Genomic DNA, 16,812 nt, shown 5'->3' on the forward strand with positions numbered 1-16,812 from the left:
CGCCGCGGTTCACCACAGTTTCACCGCCAGGATCAGCGCGACCACCAGCACCGCGCCCGTCAGCATGGACAATGCGTAGTTGCGGGCGAAGCCGGTTTGCAGCCCCCGCAGTCGATTTGACGTCGAACTCACCAGTGCCGCCAGCGCGTTGACCGAGCCGTCGACACCCGCGTTGTCGACGTCGACGAGCGCATGAGTCAGTTGCGCGCCGGGGCGCATGAACACCTCCTCGTTGAAGGCATCGCCGTAGAAGTCCTTGCGCACCGCCGTCGTCAACGCCGAGACGGACAGCGGGGCAACCCGGGGGATGGGTCTGGTCGCATACAGCCGGTAGGCCACCGCGATGCCGATGACGACGACACCAAGTGCCAGCGCGGTGCTGACCCAGGCGGGCGCGGCGTGGGTGACTTCTTCGTGTTTCCCGACGACGGGTTCGAGCCAGCGCTGCAGGGTGCCCCCCACCGCCAGCAGGCCACCGGAGAACACCGAGCCGACGGCCAGCAGGATCATCGGCCACGTCATCAGGCCCGGCGCCTCGTGCGGGTGGGCGCCCGGCGCCCAGCGCTTCTTGCCGAAGAATGTCATCAGCATCACGCGCGTCATGTAGAACGCGGTGACGCCGGCACCCAGCAGCGCGGCCCCGCCGAGCAGGTAACCCCGCACGCCGCCGGTGCCGAGCGCGGCCTCGATGATGGCGTCCTTGGAGTAGAAGCCCGCGAACGGCGGCACGCCGATGATCGCCAGGTATCCCAGGCCGAAGGTGACGAACGTGATGGGCAGTGCCGCGCGCAGGCCGCCGTAGCGGCGCATGTCCTGCTCTTCGTGCATCGCGTGAATCACCGCGCCGGAGCCGAGGAACAGCCCGGCCTTGAAGAAGCCGTGGGTGAGCAGGTGCATGATCGCGAACGCGTAGCCGGCCGGGCCGAGGCCGGCGGCCAGCACCATGTAGCCGATCTGGCTCATCGTCGATGCGGCCAGCGCCCGCTTGATGTCGTCCTTAACGCAGCCGATGAACGCCCCGAGCAGCAGCGTGACCGCACCCACGATGACCACGGCCAGTCGCGCATCGGGGGACAGGTTGTACAGCGGGTTGGACCGCACGATCAGATACACCCCGGCGGTCACCATGGTGGCGGCGTGGATCAGCGCGGACACCGGGGTGGGGCCCTCCATGGCGTCACCCAACCAGGCCTGCAGCGGGACCTGCGCGGACTTGGCGCAGGCGCCCAGCAGCAGCAGCAATCCCATCGCGGTCAGCGCGCCGTGACCGGCCGCGGGCGCACCGGCGAAGACCCCGGCATAGGACAGGGTGCCGAAAGTGCTGAACATCAAGAACATTCCCAGGGCCAGCCCGGCGTCGCCGACCCGGTTCATCACGAACGCCTTCTTGGCCGCGGTGGCCGCCGTCGGCTTGTGGTACCAGAACCCGATCAGCAGGTAGGACGCCAGGCCCACGCCTTCCCAGCCGACGTAGAGCACCACGTAGTTGTCGGCGACGACGAGCAGCAGCATCGAGGCCAAAAACAGGTTGAGGTAGCCGAAAAACCTTCGGCGGTCCGGGTCTTCGGCCATGTAGGCGACCGAATAGATGTGGATCAGCGACCCGACCCCGGAGATCAGCAGCACGAAACACACCGACAGCTGGTCGATCTGCATCCCGAGGTCCACCTGGAGCTGGCCGACGGGGATCCAGCTGAACAGCCTCTGGTGGATGACGCGGTCGTCGGCGCCGCGGCTCAGCAGCTGGTTGAGCAGGCTCAGGCCCACCCCGAACGCAGCGAGCGCGGTTGCGCAGCCAAGCCAATGCCCCCACCGGTCGGTGCGTCGCCCGCCGAACAGCAGGATTGCGGCGCCCGCCAATGGCAGCGCCACCAGCAGCGGAGTGTATTGAGTCATGTTGGCGTCGTCAGCCTTTGAGTAGATTCGCGTCGTCGACGGACGCCGATTTGCGGGTACGGAAGATGGTCATGATGATGGCCAGGCCGATGACCACTTCGCAGGCGGCGACCACCATCGTGAAGAACGCGATCATCTGCCCGTCCAGGTGGCCGTGCATCCGCGCGAACGTGACGAACGCCAGGTTGACGGCGTTGAGCATCAACTCGACGCACATGAACATCACGATGGCGTTGCGGCGCAACAACACACCGGAGGCCCCGATGGTGAACAGCAGCGCCGAAAGGTACAGGTAATTGGCCGGATTCACGACGTACCGCCTTGGGAGAGACTCGGGCTCGGCTCAGAGGACGGGGTCTTCTTGCCGTCGGCGCCGCGGCTTTGCAGCATCGGCGACACCGAAAGCTTCGAGTACGAACCGTCCGGCAGCAACGCGGCCACGTCGACGGCGTTGTGGCGCGCGTAGACTCCGGGGCTGGGCATCGGGGTCGGGTGCCCGCCCTGCCGGAACCGTTCCTGGGAGAGCTCGCGCTGCGTCTTGCGGCGCTCGAACCGCTCGCGGTGCGCCAGCACCATCGCGCCGACGGCCGCGGTGATCAGCAGCGCGCTGGTCAGTTCGAACGCCCACAGGTACCGCGAGAAGATCAGCGCCGCAAGCCCTTCCACGTTGCCGTTGGCGTTGGCGGTGGTAAGGCCGGCGAATCCGCCGGTGCTCAGGTTGCCGATGGCGGCGATCAGCAGGATGCCGAACCCGATACCAACCGCCACTGAAGCGATGCGCTGACCGCGCAGCGTCTCCTTGAGCGATTCCGCCGAGTCCACACCTATGAGCATCAGCACGAACAAGAACAGCATCATCACCGCGCCGGTGTAGACCACGACCTGGACCACACCCAAGAACAGCGCGTCCTGGATCATGTAGAAGACCGCCAGGATGATCATGGTCATCGCCAAGAACATCGCCGAGTACACGGCGTTCACAGCGGTTACCACCCCGATCGCCCCGATCACGGCCACGACCCCCAGCACCCAGAAGGCGACCGCCTCGCCGGTGGAGGTACGGACGATGGTGTCTTGCGTGAAACTGGACGCCACGGCGACGACGTGGCCGGTCAACCCAATCACCGGGAATCTCCGGCCTGCTGAGTTTCCCGCAACCCGTGTGCGGTCACGTTGCCCTGGTAGTAGTCCTTGTCGGTGGCGCCGGCGGTCCTGGGGTGCGGCGGCGCGAGCATGTCTTGCAGCAGCGGCGCCAGCAGCCGGTCCTTCTCGTAGATCAGGTCGGCACGGTTGTCGTCGGCCATCTCATAGTCATTGGTCATGGTCAGCGCGCGGGTGGGGCAGGCCTCGATGCACAGGCCGCAGCCGATGCACCGCAGGTAGTTGATCTGGTAGACCCGGCCGTAGCGTTCCCCGGGCGAATACCTGAGCTCCTCGGTGTTGTCCGCGCCCTCGACGTAGATGGCGTCGGCCGGGCATGCCCACGCGCACAACTCGCAGCCGATGCATTTCTCCAGACCGTCCGGATAGCGGTTGAGTTGATGACGGCCGTGATAGCGCGGCGCGACGGGGCCCGGCTTTTCCGGATACTCCTCGGTGACGTTCTTTTTGAACATCGACCCGAACGTCACGCCGAATCCGGCTACGGCGTCCCAGAATTTAGCCACGTGCTTTCTCCTTGCTCGCCGCCGCCAGGGATTTCTGGGTTGTTGCCGGCAGCGGCGGTGTCGGGAATACCGGTGTGGAGCTTGGTGCGGTGGGGAGTTTCTTCGCCTCGCGGCGCAGCTGTTTCTCCAGCGCGCGAATACCCGGTGCGCTGAACGGCTTTCGCAGCAACAGCACGAGCGCTGTGGCGAACACGATGCTGCTGGCCACCAAGATCGGGGTCCAATGCGCATATCCCTGGTTCTGCAGCGTGCGAATCACGGCGGCGATCAGCACCCAGACCAGCGACGCCGGGATCAGCAGCTTCCAGCCCAGCCCCATGAACTGGTCGTAGCGCAGCCGGGGCAGTGAGGCCCGCAGCCAGAAGTAGATGAACAGGAAGGTCCACATCTTCGCGGTGAACCACAGCACCGGCCACCAGCCGGTGTTGGCGCCGGCCCACATGTTGATCGGCCACGGCGCGTGCCAGCCGCCGAAGAACAGGACGGTGGCCAGCGACGAGACCGTCATCATGTTGACGTACTCCGCCAGCATGAACATCGCGAACTTCAGTGACGAGTACTCGGTGTGGAATCCCGCGACCAGCTCACCCTCGGCCTCGGGCAAATCGAAAGGCGCCCGGTTGGTTTCGCCGACCATCGAGATGAGGTAGATCACGAACGACGGCAGCAGCAGGAACACGTACCAGACCCGGTCCTGCGAGGCGACGATCTGCGACGTCGACATCGACCCCGCGTAAAGGAAGACCGCCGCGAACGACAACCCCATGGCCACCTCGTAGGAGATGACCTGGGCGGTGGAGCGCACGCCGCCCAGCAGCGGATAGGTGGACCCGGAAGCCCAGCCGCCCAGCACGATTCCGTACACACCGATCGCCGACAGCCCCAGGATGAACAGCACCGCGACCGGCAGGTCGGTCAGCTGCAGCGGTGTGCGATGGCCGAACACCGACACCACCGGACCGAACGGAATGAACGCGAAGGCGGTGAACGCCGGGATCGTGGAGATGACCGGCGCGGCGAAGTAGACGAACTTGTCGACCCCGCCCGGGGTGATGGTTTCCTTGAGCGCCAACTTGATTCCGTCGGCCAGGCTCTGCAGGACGCCCCACGGCCCCGCGCGGTTGGGTCCGGGCCGCAGCTGCATCCAGCCGAGGATCTTGCGTTCGAGCAGAATGGCCACCAGCACGTTCAACATGAGGAACACGAAGATCGCCAGCGCCTTGCCCAGCACCAGCCACCACGTGTCGTGCCCGAATGCGGTCAGCGACGTCGTCATGAACCCACTCCGATTTTCACCGTGCTGCCAGCCGATACGCCGAGTCGGCGGTGCACCGCCGAGCCGGGCGAATTCACCGGAAGCCACACCACCCGGTCGGGCATGTCGGTGATCACCAGCGGCAGGCTGATGGATCCGTGCGACGTGCTGACCGTGACCTCGTCGCCGTCGGCCGCGCCGATTTCGGCGGCCGTATCCGCGGACAGCCGAGCGACGGGCTTACGCGCGGTGCCCGCCAAATGTGGCTCACCATCCTGCATTCGGGCGTTGTCCAGCAGCATCCGCCAGCCGGCCAACACCGCCTCACCCGCGGCGGGCTGGGCGGGCTCCGGCGCCGCGACGTCCGGGTTCGCGGCGCGCTTGCCGTCCCAGTGCCGCAGCGCGTTCAGTTCTTCGCGGGCCGTGTTGACGGTGGACATGCCCAGATAGACGCCCATCTCGTCGGCCAGCGTGTCCAGCACCTGATGGTCGGACTGGCTCGCTTCCTGGGTGTTGCGCAGCGCCGCCTCGAACGGCCGGAAGCGACCCTCCCAGTTGACGAAAGCACCGGCCTTCTGCGTCGTCGGCGCGACCGGGAAGACGACGTCGGCGCGTTCGGTGACGGCGCTGTGCCGCAGCTCCAGGCTGACCACGAAGCCGACGCCGTCCAGGGCCGCCAGCACCGCTTGCGGGTCGGTGAAGTCGTCGGGCTCGACACCGCCGACCAGCAGCGCGCCCAGCGTGCCGTCGGTGGCGGCCGCCAGGATTGCGTCGGCGTCACGTCCACTGCCGGAAGGCAATTCGGACACGTTCCACGCCTGTGCGACCTGCGCCCGGGCGTTTTCGTCGTCAACCGGGCGGCCACCGGGCAGCAGTCCCGGCAGCGCGCCGGCCTCCAGCGCGCCCCTCTCACCGGCACGGCGCGGCACCCAGGCCAGGCGGGCGCCGGTGGTGTCGGCGAGCCGGGCCGCGGCGGACAGGGCGCCTGGCGCCGTGGCCAGGCGTTCGCCCACCATGATGACCGCGCCGGCGGTGGAGAGCAGGTCACCCACCTCGCCGGTGGCCAAGCCGTCGAGCACGGAAGCCTCGGCGCCGGGAACGGTTTTGATCAGCCGCCCGGACATCTTGGTCAGCGCGCGGGTGGCGAACGGTGCGATCGCGTAGACCGGCAGCCCGTGTTTGCGGGCCGCCTTGCGCAACCGCAGGAACACGATCGGCGACTCGTCTTCGGGCTCGAATCCGGCCAGCACGACCACGGGGGCCGATTCCAGATCGGAGTAGCTGACGGTGATCGGCTTGCCGGCGATGCGGGCGGCCAGGAAGTCGGCCTCCTCGGCCGAGCTCGGCCGGGCGCGGAAGTCGATATCGTTGCTGTCCAGCACGATTCGCGCGAACTTGGAGTAGGCGTAGGCGTCCTCGAGAGTCGCCCGGCCGCCGAAAAGCACACCGGTGCGCCCGCGCGCCGTCTCGAGGCCCTTCGTCGCGACGGCGATCGCGTGAGACCACGAGGCCGGCTGCAGGGTGCCGTCGGCGTCGCGGATCAGGGGAGTGGTGATGACATCGGGCTGGGTCGCGTAGGTGAACGCCCAGCGGCCCTTGTCGCAGTTCCACTCCTCGTTGACTTCGGGATCGTCGCCGGCCAGCCGGCGCATCACCTTGCCGCGGCGGTGGTCGGTGCGCTGTGCGCACCCCGAAGCGCAGTGCTCGCAGACGCTGGGGCTGGAAACCAAGTCGAACGGGCGGGCCCGGAACCGGTATGAGCTCCCGGTCAGCGCGCCCACCGGACAGATCTGCACGCTGTTGCCCGAGAAATACGAGTCGAACGGTTCGTTGGCGTAGATGCCGACCTGCTGCAGGGCGCCCCGTTCCTGCATGTCGATGAAGGGGTCGCCGGCGATCTGCTCGGAGAATCGCGTGCAGCGCGCGCACAGGATGCAGCGCTCCCGGTCCAGCAGGACCTGCGACGAGATGTTGATCGGCTTGGCGAAGGTGCGCTTGACGTCTTCGAAGCGAGAATCGGCGCGCCCGTTGGACATCGCCTGGTTCTGTAGGGGACATTCGCCGCCCTTGTCGCACATCGGGCAGTCCAGCGGGTGGTTGATCAGCAGCAGCTCCATCACGCCGTGCTGGGCCTTGTCGGCGGCCTCCGACGTGAGCTGGGTGCGCACCACCATGTCGTCGGTGGCGACCGTGGTGCACGAGGCCATCGGCTTGCGCTGGCCTTCGACCTCGACCAGACACTGCCGGCACGCGCCGACCGGCTCCAGCAGCGGGTGGTCGCAGAACCGCGGGATCTGGATGCCCATCAACTCGGCGGCCCGGATCACCAGAGTTCCCTTGGGAACGCTGATCTCGTTGCCGTCGATGGTCAGCGTCACCATGTCCGGCGGACGCACCTCATCGCCGGTTTCGGTTTTGGCCGCGCTAGTCATCGAGTCCTACCCTTTCGCGCCGTCGCGCTCCGCCGTCAGCATGGAGTCTCGTGGATCGAAGGGGCATCCGCCGCCCTCGACGTGCGCGACGTATTCGTCGCGAAAGAACTTGATCGACGACATCACCGGGCTGGCGGCGCCATCACCCAAGGCGCAGAAAGACTTTCCGAGGATGGTGTCGGAGATGTCCAGCAGCTTCTCGATGTCTTCGCTGGTGCCCTTGCCGGTTTCCAGCCGCTCGTAGATCTGGTCCAGCCAGAAGGTGCCCTCGCGGCACGGCGTGCATTTTCCGCACGACTCGTGCTTGTAGAAGTACGTCCAGCGCCGCACGGCACGCACCACGCAGGTGGTCTCGTCGAAGATCTCCAGCGCCTTGGTGCCCAGCATCGAACCGACCCCGCCGACGCCCTCGTAGTCCAGCGGCACGTCGAGGTGCTCGTCGGTCAGCAGCGGGGTCGACGATCCGCCGGGGGTCCAGAACTTGAGCCGATGCCCGGCCCGCACACCGCCGGCGTAGGCGAGCAACTCCCGCAACGTGATTCCGAGCGGGGCCTCGTACTGCCCCGGGCGGGCGACGTGGCCGGACAGCGAATACAACGTGAAGCCCGGAGACTTCTCACTGCCCATCGAGCGGAACCAGTCCACGCCATTGCCGATGATCGACGGCACGCTCGCGATGGTCTCGACGTTGTTGATCACCGTGGGGCAGCCGTACAGCCCGGCCACGGCGGGGAAGGGCGGACGCAGCCGCGGCTGGCCGCGGCGGCCTTCCAGCGAATCCAGCAGCGCGGTTTCCTCGCCGCAGATGTAGGCGCCGGCACCGGCGTGCACCACCAGCTCGAGGTCGAAGCCCGAGCCGTTGATGTCGCGGCCCAGGTAGCCGGCGGCGTAGGCCTCGGCCACCGCGTTCTGCAGGCGGCGCAGGACCGGCAGCACCTCCCCGCGCACGTAGATGAAGGCGTGACTGGCCCGGATCGCGTACGCGGCGATGATCACGCCCTCGACGAGGACGTGCGGCGTCGCCAGCATCAGCGGAATGTCTTTGCACGTACCGGGTTCCGACTCGTCGGCGTTGACCACCAGGTAATGCGGCTTGGCGGCCGCACCGGTATCGCCCTGCGGGATGAACGACCACTTCGTTCCGGTCGAGAACCCCGCGCCGCCGCGCCCGCGCAGCCCGGAATCCTTCACCAACCCGATCACCGCGTCGGGCTCCATCGCCAACGCCTTCTTCATCGCCTCGTAGCCGCCGTGGCGGTGATAGGTCTCGAGGGTCCAGGACTCGGGATCGTCCCAGAAACGGCTGATCACCGGAGTCAGCGGCGTTGCCTGCGAAGTGTCGGAAGTCGTTGTCATTACTGGCCTTCCGGCGCGCTGGGCGCCTCCATGCCGTGTTCCTTGGCTACTTTCAGGCCGGCCAGCGTCGCGGCGCCCGCGCCGCCCTGCCCCTGGTCGGGACGCTCGTCGGGCAGGCCGGCCAGGATGCGCGACGTCTCGCGAAAGACGCACAGCGGGGCGCCACGAGTGGGCGGCTTGGGCTCGCCGGCGCGCAGCGAGTCGACGAGTTCGCGGGCCGAATCGGGCGTCTGGTTGTCGAAGAACTCCCAGTTCACCATCACCACCGGCGCGTAGTCACAGGCGGCGTTGCATTCGATGTGTTGCAACGTGACCGCCCCGTCGGGGGTCGTCTCGTCGTTGCCGACGCCCAGATGCTCCTTCAGGGCGTCGAAGATGGCGTCGCCACCCATGATGGCGCACAACGTGTTTGTGCAGACACCCACCAGATAGTCTCCGGTGGGGCCGCGGCGATACATGGTGTAGAAGCTCGCCACCGCGGACACCTCGGCTCCGGTGAGCCCCAGCTGCTCACCGCAGAACTCCAGGCCCGCCGGTGTCAGGTAGGAATCCTGCGATTGCACCAGGTGCAGCAACGGCAACAGCGCCGAGCGCTTGTTGGGGTAGCGGCCGATGATCTCCTTGGCGTCGACCTCCAGCCGGGCCCGCACCTCGGGGGGATACGTCTTGGGCGCACCCTCGACGACGAACGCGTTGGGCTCGTCCGGTGGCGGGCCGAGCCGGATGAAGACCGGCTGTCCCTGCGGGCCGGTCACCGGTCCACCCCGCCCATGACCGGGTCGATGCTGGCGACCGCGGTGATCAGGTCGGCGACCATCCCGCCTTCGCACATCGCCGCCACCGACTGCAGATTGGTGAATGAGGGGTCTCGGTAGTGCACCCGGTAGGGGCGGGTACCGCCGTCGCTGACCATGTGCACGCCCAGCTCCCCGCGCGGCGATTCGACCGCGGTGTAGACCTGGCCCGCGGGAACCCTGATGCCCTCGGTGACCAGTTTGAAGTGGTGGATCAACGCCTCCATCGAGCCGCCCATGATCTTGGCGATGTGCTCCGGTGAGTTGCCCATGCCGTCCGGGCCCACCTTCAAGTCGGCCGGCCAGGCGATCTTGCGGTCCTCGACCATGATCGGACCCGGCTCCAGCTTGTCCAGACACTGCTCGACGATCTTGATCGACTCCCACATCTCGTTGACGCGAATCATGTAGCGCCCGTAAGCATCACACGTGTCTTCGGTGATTACGTCGAATTCGTAGTTTTCGTATCCGCAATACGGTTCGCTCTTGCGCAGATCGTGGGGCAACCCGGTGGCGCGCAGGATGGGGCCGGTGATGCCCAGCGCCATGCATCCGGTCAGATCCAGATATCCGACGTCCTGGGTGCGGGCCTTCCAGATGGCGTTCTCGTTGAGCAGGCCGCCCATTTCGCGCAGCACCTGCTTGAGTCCCTTGAGGCCCTCGACGATCTCGGTCTGCGCGTTGGGCGGTAGGTCCTGCGCCACGCCCCCGGGGCGGACGTAGGCGCTGTTCATCCGCAGGCCGGTGATCGATTCGAACAGGGTCAGCACGATCTCGCGTCCCCGGAAACCGACGAACATCGGGGTCATGGCGCCCAGTTCCATGCCGCCGGTGGCCAACGCCACCAGATGCGACGAGATCCGGTTGAGCTCCATCATCATCACCCGGATGACGTTGACCCGCTCCGGTATCTGGTCGGTGATGCCGAGCAGTTTCTCCACACCCAGGCAGTAGGCCGTCTCGTTGAAAAACGGTGACAGGTAATCCATCCGGGTCACGAACGTGACACCCTGGGTCCAGTAGCGGTATTCGAGGTTCTTTTCGATGCCGGTGTGCAAATAGCCGATGCCGCAACGGACGTCGGTGACCGTCTCGCCCTCGATTTCCAGGATCAGCCGCAGCACCCCGTGCGTGGACGGATGCTGGGGCCCCATGTTGACGACGATGCGTTCGCCGGGATCGACGCCGCGGGCGGCTTCGACGACCTTGTCCCAGTCCTGGCCGCCGGCGACCACGAATGTCTCGCCGGCGCCGTCGTGCTTCGATTCAGTGGTAGTGCTCATCAGTTGTACGCTCTCCGCTCGTCGGGCGGGGGTATCTGTGCGCCTTTGTATTCGACGGGAATTCCGCCGAGGGGGTAGTCCTTGCGCTGGGGATGCCCGTGCCAGTCGTCGGGCATCTCGATGCGGGTCAGCGATGGGTGCCCGTCGAAGATGATGCCGAAGAAATCGTAGGTCTCCCGCTCGTGCCAGTCGGTGGTCGGATAAATCCTGAACAGCGACGGGATGTGCGGATCATCGTCGGGCGCAGACACTTCCAGCCGGACGCGGCGGTTGTGCGTGATCGACTGCAACGGATACACGGCATGCAGTTCGCGGCCCGTCTCATGCGGGTAGTGCACCCCGCTGACGCCGAGGCACATTTCGAAGCGCAGCTGCGGTTCGTCACGCAGCCGATGCGCCACCCGCTCCAGCGCCTCGCGTCGGACGTGCAGGGTCAGCTCGTCGCGGTACACCACGACTTTTTCGATGGCGTCGGTGAATTCGACGTCGTCCTTGTTCAACGCCGCGGCCAGGCCGTCGACCACCTCGTCGAAATAGCCGCCGTAGGGCCGCGGGCTGCTGCCCGGAAGCAGGACTTCGCGCACCAGCCGGCCATAACCGGACGTGTCACCCGAGCCCGTGGCGCCGAACATGCCGCGGCGCACGTCGATGACTTCTTCGTCGGCGCGGCTGATCGCTTCTCCTGGGTCTTGATCCGGTGAGCTCATCGCAGCAGCCCGCGCATCTCGATCGTGGGCCGCGCCGACAGCGCGGCCTGCTCGGCTTCGGCGATGGCGGTTTCCCGGTTGACGCCCAGCGGCATCTCCTGAATCTTCTCGTGCAGCTTCAGGATTGCGTACAACAGCATCTCCGGTCGCGGAGGGCAGCCGGGCAGGTAGATGTCCACCGGGACAACATGATCGACGCCCTGCACGATCGCGTAGTTGTTGAACATCCCGCCGGATGACGCGCACACGCCCATGGCCAGCACCCATTTGGGCTCGGCCATCTGGTCGTAGATCTGTCGCAGCACCGGAGCCATCTTCTGGCTGACCCGGCCGGCGACGATCATCAGGTCGGCTTGCCGCGGGGTGGCCGAGAATCGCTCCATGCCGAACCGCGCGATGTCGAATCTTGGCCCGGCCGTTGCCATCATCTCGATGGCGCAGCAGGCCAACCCGAACGTCGCCGGCCACAGTGAGTTCTTGCGGACGTAGCCCGCGACCTTCTCGACTGTTGACAGCAGAATCCCGCCGGGCAGCTGTTCCTCAAGACCCACGACTTACCTCAATCCCACGTCAGGCCGCCGCGGCGCCACACATAGGCGTAGGCCACGAACACCGTCAGCATGAACACCACCATTTCGACCAACGCGAACGTGCCCAGCGCGTCGTAGCTGACCGCCCATGGATACAGGAACACGATTTCGATGTCGAAGACGATAAAAAGCATCGCGGTGAGGTAGTACTTCACCGGAAAGCGCTGCCCGGCTGTCGCATGCGGGCCGCTCACCGATGTCTCGGTGGGTTCGATCCCACACTCGTAGGCAGCCATCTTCGACTTGTTGAAACGTGACGGGCCGGCCAGGCTCGCGATCGCCACCGAGCCCACCGCGAAGGCGGTGGCGATGGCGCCTAGCACCAGGATGGGTATGTAGACGTTCAACTCGCTCCATGATCCGTCGTACGAGCCGCCTGCAGCGGCCAGGCGGTAACCGGGCTGCTGTGACGAACCGGGCTGCAAGCCCGTCACAGTGATTTACAACATAGCGTCGCGGCGTGCGGCGCGCTTGCCCGGGGTGGGGATTTTCCCGTATTGGCGGTGCCATGTCGCGCTGTGCTGCGCAAACTCGATAGACGGTGAAACCAACGCCCGGCGCCGAACCCGTTCCCACTCGGGGAGCACCAGCAAAGGTGCCGTCGCCTCGATCGCTGCGGCGCCCAAGATCAGCGGCGTGCCAGGGCGGATGCTTTCGTTGTCAGCAACATCGGAACTAGCGCCGGTTGCCGCGCCGAGGAAGGGGCAAGTGGTCAGAACTGCCGCATTCGGCGGCCGAAAAGGAACGGCCGCGGCAAAGGCGCGGCGTCGATCGAGTCAGCGAACGGGGGCTCGCAGCAGGCTGAGCACCGTGCGGCCCAGCAGGATGGGGTCGATGGGATGCGGCACTGCGCCCTCGGCGCGCGACCAGGACGCCAGCCACGCGTCGTCGGGCCGCCCGGTCAAGACAACCAGGGGCGGACAGGTCTCGAGTTCGTCTTTGAGCTGCTTCGCGATTCCCATGCCGCCGGTCGGGGTGGCCTCGCCGTCCAGGATGGCCAAGTCGATGCCGCCCTTGTCCATCGTCGCCACCACCGCGGGCCCGGTCGCCACCTCGACGTAGCTCAGCTCGGGCAGATCGGGGTGCAGATGCTTGCCCAGCGCGCGAATCACCCGTTCACGGGTTTGGACGTTGCTGCTGTAGACGAGGATCCGCAGGGCGACGCTGGATTGCGGGGTGGAGTCGGGCACGGTGCAGATGCTACTGGTGTCGGACCGGGTTCAACGGGGTGCCCGCAGAAATCGTTATTGCGATACCCGCACGAAGATGGCATCGGCCGCCGCCGTTGCCGTCGAGCTCACCATGCCCAGCCGGTTCCAACCCAGGTCGAACCGGTCCCGATCGAGCTTGGTTTCGCCGGTGATCCGGATCGAGCCATCGTCGAGCTCGGAGATCGTGACCGGCAGCGGCATCTCGGCGGTGACGCCTTTGATCGTGAGGCTGGTCCGAAGGTCGGCGGCCTTGCCTTTCGTCGGTTGCACGGCGGTGACGACGACGCTGATCTCACCGAAGCGGTCGACATCGAAGAAGTCGGCCGAGCGCAGGTGTTTGTCGCGACGGCCGATGCCGGTGTCCAGCGAGGCGGCCTTGATGTCGACGCGACCGAAAACCGCTCCCTTGCCGGTCAGTTGGCCGTCGCCGGTGAATTCGGTGAAGCGGCCCTTGACGTTCAGCAGGCCCCACATGTTCCTGACCTTGAAAGTGATGGACGAGCGGTCCGGAACCAGGTTCCACACGCCGGCCATGTCGGGATCGTGAAGCAGTGTCTCCAAAGTCGTCATCGTCACCCCCATTGTGTCGTGGCGAATCTAGCGCTAGTTCATCAACGGCGCGATCCCGGCGGGATCGAAATATTCGTCGATCCGCTCGATCAGGCCGTCGGTGCCCACCTTGATCACGATGCAGACCCGCAGCGAGATCGACTGCCCGGCATGCCCGGTGGCGTGCAAGACGTGTTGCTGGACGAAGCCCCGGACCGATCCGTCATCGAAGACCTGCCGGTCGAGGATTTCGTAGCGACGTTGCGTGGTCGCGCCGACGAACCAGTCGATGACCCGCATCGCGCGAGTCTTGTCGTCTGCTCTGAGGGGGTCGCGACGCGAGCCGCTGCGCCACACCGCGATGTCACCGCTCCACATCGCGTCGACGGCGGCGACATCGCTTCGCTCGATCGCCGTGAACAGGCGGTTGGCCACGTCGATGACCGTCTCGGTGCTGGAAGCGGACATGTCTGGCTCCTATCTGATCGACGAGCTATTCACTGTCGTATCCGGGGTGCGCGACGGCCAACCGGCGCCGTACCAGGGTGCGCAGGCAGGCGGTGACCTCGTCCGCCCGTCCGTCCAGCTCGCCGGCGCGGACCGCCGCGGCCAGCTGCTCCTCATCCGCGAAGCCCAGGCCGGCCAGCGCCGCACGGGATTCCGCCTCGCTTTCGTCGAGCAATTCGCGCTCGACGATGCGCAGTGCGTTGGCCGCGACCCTGGCGTGGAAGTTCACCTGTCCGTCGGTCGCTGCACGCACATCGCTTTCCAGGAATTCGGCAACCGCGGCCACGAGTTCGGCCGCCAGCGGGCGGCCGTATGCGCCGATCATGGTTGCGCCTCGAGCAGGTTGAGCAGGTCCCATTCGGTCTCGCAGACGCGACGGCCGATGGTGGCCAACTCGACCGAGCGGTTCTGCCCGCTCAGATGGCGTTCTGCCTGGAAGCGGCAGATGACACCCCAGCGCAACGTCGCCAGCACCAGCCACCAGTGAAACGCCACCCGGTCGACGGTAGTCGCGCTGGCCTGTTCGTAGGCGCGCAGGAAGCTTTCGATGCTGCCCAGGCCGCCGGCGCCGAGGCTGGCCGGAGCGCCGAATCGCCAGGCCCGGATGCAGAACCACGCCAGGTCCTCGTACGCCTGGCCGACGTGCACCAGCTCCCAGTCCAGCACCGCGGCAAGATTCGATCCGTCGACGATGAGGTTGCCCATCCGAAAGTCCCCGTGCACCAACACCGCCGGCGACGGCGGCGGACGGCGGGCGGCCAGCCAGCGAAACCCCCATTCGAAGGCTGCGGTGGTGTCGCCCATGTCGTCGAGGCGTTGACGCCATTCGGCGAGTTGATCTTCGTGGTTCAGATCCGGAATGTCCGTGTCGGCGCGGTGAATCGCGGCCACCGCCTGCGCGCACTGCTGCAGTAATTGCGTGCGCGCCGCGTGTCCGTCAGCGCCGTCGAGCTGCCGCTGGATGCGGCGCACGATGGTCTCGCCCTTGATCTCGTCACAGATCAGATACGGATTGCCCAGCGCGGCAGCCGAATTGTCGGCGATCAGCACGTGCGGGACCGGCGCCCCGGCGGCCGCGGCGGCGGCCTGCGTCCTGGCTTCGAGCTCCATGCCCGCGTGCACGTCGTCGGGTGGGCCGGTGCGCAAGATCAGCGCACGACGCCGCGCATCGGTGACGGCCTCGAACGCCCAGGTGGTTCTGCTGGCGCCGCCGGTCAACGCGCGCAGGTTCTCGACCGCGGTGTCGGCGCCGAGGGCCCCGGTCAGCACCCCGGCCAGTTTCGAGGCCAATTCGGTGCCCAGTTCCGCTGACTCGACGCTGTCCATCACTTCTTGCCGAATTTGAACAGCCGCTGCGCCACCCGGCGGATCTGGATTTCCTCGGCGCCCTCGGTGATGCGGTAACGACGGTGGTGGCGGTAGATGTGCTCGAACTGCTCGTGCCGGCTGTAGCCCAGGCCGCCGTAGACCTGCATGGCGCGGTCGGCGGCGTCGCAGACCAGGCGGTTGGCGCGATAGTTCGCCATCGACACCTTGTCCGAGACCTCCATGTGGTGGTCGCGGTCCAGATGCCAGGCGGCGTACTGCACCAGCAGCCGCACCATCTGGGCTTCGGTCTGGAGCTCGGCCAGCGGCCACTGCACGGCCTGGTTCACCGACAGCGGCTTGCCGAACACCGTTCGGCCGGCGGCGTATTCGGCGGCGCGGTCGATGCAGTACTGCGCCGCGCCCAGGCTGCTCGCCGCTTGCCGAATCCGGTTCTCGTGCAGGAAGGTTTGGGCCACTTCCAGGCCGCGGTCCACCTCGCCGAGCACCGCGCCGGCGGGTATTCGCACATCGGTCAGCTCGACCTCGCCGTGGTCGGTGGGCATGTTGAACGTCCACCAGTAATAGGGGACGTTGAATCCGGGTGAATCGGTCGGCACCAGGAACGCGGTGATGCCCCGGGCGGCTCCCGGCTCGCCGGAGGTGCGGGCGAAGACCAGGTCGTGGGTGGCGCGGTGCACGCCCGTGTTGAACCGCTTGGAGCCGTTGATCACCCAGCTGTCGCCATCGCGTTCGGCGTGCGTCTCCAGCCAGGTCGCATCCGACCCGTGTTGCGGCTCGGTCAGGCCGAAGGCCATGGACCGTTCCCCGGTGATCAACGCCTCGGACCACACCTTGCGTTGCTCATCGGTGCCGAACCGCTCCATCATGATCACCTGCGGGAAGTTCCCGACGATCGACGACTCGTTCTGCAGGTCGTTGTGCAGGCCAAGGCCTTTGTGCGCCAAGTGTTCCCGGATGACCGCCATGTCGACGTTGCTGCCGTCGCGACCGCCGAGTGAGGCCGGCAATCCGTAGCGCAGCCAGCCGGCTTTGTCGGCGCGCCTGCGCATCTCGGAGAGCAGATCCTCCCACTCGCGCGTCGGGATCCCGTCGTTGTCCCAATCGGTGCGCGCATGCTCACGGCGCTTGTCGAAGTATTGGATGTGTTCGCGTTCCAGCGGCTTGATCTCGGCCTCAATGAACTCGTCCATCTCGGCGAGCACGCCTGGAAGGTGTTCTGGCAGGGTGAAATCCACG

The 16,812-nt window shown here is 66.6% G+C and carries 18 protein-coding genes; all 18 read right to left on the minus strand.

Annotation, left to right across the window (positions count from 1 at the left end; translation table 11 throughout):
- Positions 1-9: 9 nt before the first annotated feature.
- The 18 genes from nuoL to A5688_RS21075 all read right to left on the minus strand — a co-directional run bounded on the left by nuoL (position 10) and on the right by A5688_RS21075 (position 16,811).
- Entirely contained in the window at positions 10-1,896 is a 1,887-nt protein-coding gene (gene nuoL / locus A5688_RS20990) for an NADH-quinone oxidoreductase subunit L (RefSeq protein ID WP_067910463.1), read from the minus strand.
- A gap of 10 nt (positions 1,897-1,906) precedes the next feature.
- Complete coding sequence (nuoK, locus tag A5688_RS20995) at positions 1,907-2,206, minus strand: NADH-quinone oxidoreductase subunit NuoK (RefSeq protein ID WP_007772892.1); 300 nt, start codon at positions 2,204-2,206, stop codon at positions 1,907-1,909.
- The gene (locus A5688_RS21000; RefSeq protein WP_120312290.1) at positions 2,203-2,991 is read right to left on the minus strand and encodes an NADH-quinone oxidoreductase subunit J; all 789 of its coding nucleotides are present in this window, start codon (positions 2,989-2,991) and stop codon (positions 2,203-2,205) included. Before A5688_RS21000 ends, nuoK begins: the two co-directional genes overlap by 4 nt.
- A 26-nt stretch (positions 2,992-3,017) precedes the next feature.
- Positions 3,018-3,563 (minus strand): NADH-quinone oxidoreductase subunit NuoI, encoded by a 546-nt coding sequence (gene nuoI, locus A5688_RS21005; protein ID WP_067830826.1) that lies wholly within the window; start codon positions 3,561-3,563, stop codon positions 3,018-3,020.
- On the minus strand, positions 3,556-4,827 hold the full coding sequence (gene nuoH, locus A5688_RS21010; RefSeq protein ID WP_165606896.1) for an NADH-quinone oxidoreductase subunit NuoH: 1,272 nt from the start codon (positions 4,825-4,827) through the stop codon (positions 3,556-3,558). Before nuoH ends, nuoI begins: the two co-directional genes overlap by 8 nt.
- Positions 4,828-4,835: 8 nt before the next feature.
- Positions 4,836-7,250 carry an NADH-quinone oxidoreductase subunit G gene (locus A5688_RS21015; protein WP_067910460.1) on the minus strand — a complete coding sequence of 805 codons (2,415 nt, stop codon included), beginning with the start codon at positions 7,248-7,250 and terminating at the stop codon, positions 4,836-4,838.
- A 6-nt stretch (positions 7,251-7,256) separates the two neighbouring features.
- Positions 7,257-8,606 carry an NADH-quinone oxidoreductase subunit NuoF gene (nuoF, locus tag A5688_RS21020; RefSeq protein ID WP_067830819.1) on the minus strand — a complete coding sequence of 450 codons (1,350 nt, stop codon included), beginning with the start codon at positions 8,604-8,606 and terminating at the stop codon, positions 7,257-7,259.
- Entirely contained in the window at positions 8,606-9,361 is a 756-nt protein-coding gene (gene nuoE, locus A5688_RS21025) for an NADH-quinone oxidoreductase subunit NuoE (protein ID WP_067830818.1), read from the minus strand. Before nuoE ends, nuoF begins: the two co-directional genes overlap by 1 nt.
- Positions 9,358-10,683 (minus strand): NADH dehydrogenase (quinone) subunit D, encoded by a 1,326-nt coding sequence (gene nuoD, locus A5688_RS21030; RefSeq protein WP_067830817.1) that lies wholly within the window; start codon positions 10,681-10,683, stop codon positions 9,358-9,360. The genes nuoE and nuoD overlap by 4 nt, the downstream gene beginning before the upstream one ends.
- The gene (locus A5688_RS21035) at positions 10,683-11,390 is read right to left on the minus strand and encodes an NADH-quinone oxidoreductase subunit C (RefSeq protein WP_067830814.1); all 708 of its coding nucleotides are present in this window, start codon (positions 11,388-11,390) and stop codon (positions 10,683-10,685) included. The genes nuoD and A5688_RS21035 overlap by 1 nt, the downstream gene beginning before the upstream one ends.
- A complete protein-coding gene (locus A5688_RS21040; protein WP_066989771.1) occupies positions 11,387-11,941 on the minus strand; it encodes a NuoB/complex I 20 kDa subunit family protein in 555 nt (184 codons plus the stop codon). Before A5688_RS21040 ends, A5688_RS21035 begins: the two co-directional genes overlap by 4 nt.
- Positions 11,942-11,949: 8 nt before the next feature.
- A complete protein-coding gene (locus A5688_RS21045) occupies positions 11,950-12,327 on the minus strand; it encodes an NADH-quinone oxidoreductase subunit A (protein ID WP_066989787.1) in 378 nt (125 codons plus the stop codon).
- Between the two features lie 429 nt (positions 12,328-12,756).
- Positions 12,757-13,170, minus strand: a complete 414-nt coding sequence (locus A5688_RS21050) for an Rv3143 family two-component system response regulator (RefSeq protein ID WP_067830811.1) — start codon at positions 13,168-13,170, stop codon at positions 12,757-12,759.
- A 54-nt stretch (positions 13,171-13,224) separates the two neighbouring features.
- Positions 13,225-13,761, minus strand: coding sequence for a YceI family protein (locus tag A5688_RS21055; RefSeq protein WP_067831014.1), 537 nt, complete (start codon positions 13,759-13,761; stop codon positions 13,225-13,227).
- Between the two features lie 33 nt (positions 13,762-13,794).
- The gene (locus tag A5688_RS21060) at positions 13,795-14,208 is read right to left on the minus strand and encodes a nuclear transport factor 2 family protein (protein WP_067830809.1); all 414 of its coding nucleotides are present in this window, start codon (positions 14,206-14,208) and stop codon (positions 13,795-13,797) included.
- 25 nt (positions 14,209-14,233) lie between these two features.
- Positions 14,234-14,572, minus strand: a complete 339-nt coding sequence (locus A5688_RS27440; protein WP_067910458.1) for a DUF6285 domain-containing protein — start codon at positions 14,570-14,572, stop codon at positions 14,234-14,236.
- Positions 14,569-15,573, minus strand: coding sequence for a phosphotransferase family protein (locus A5688_RS21070; RefSeq protein ID WP_067830805.1), 1,005 nt, complete (start codon positions 15,571-15,573; stop codon positions 14,569-14,571). Before A5688_RS21070 ends, A5688_RS27440 begins: the two co-directional genes overlap by 4 nt.
- Positions 15,573-16,811, minus strand: a complete 1,239-nt coding sequence (locus tag A5688_RS21075; RefSeq protein WP_067910456.1) for an acyl-CoA dehydrogenase family protein — start codon at positions 16,809-16,811, stop codon at positions 15,573-15,575. The genes A5688_RS21070 and A5688_RS21075 overlap by 1 nt, the downstream gene beginning before the upstream one ends.
- Position 16,812: the final 1 nt, after the last annotated feature.

It is taken from the genome of Mycobacterium mantenii, assembly GCF_001667865.1.
Classification (GTDB): Bacteria; Actinomycetota; Actinomycetes; order Mycobacteriales; family Mycobacteriaceae; genus Mycobacterium; species Mycobacterium mantenii_A.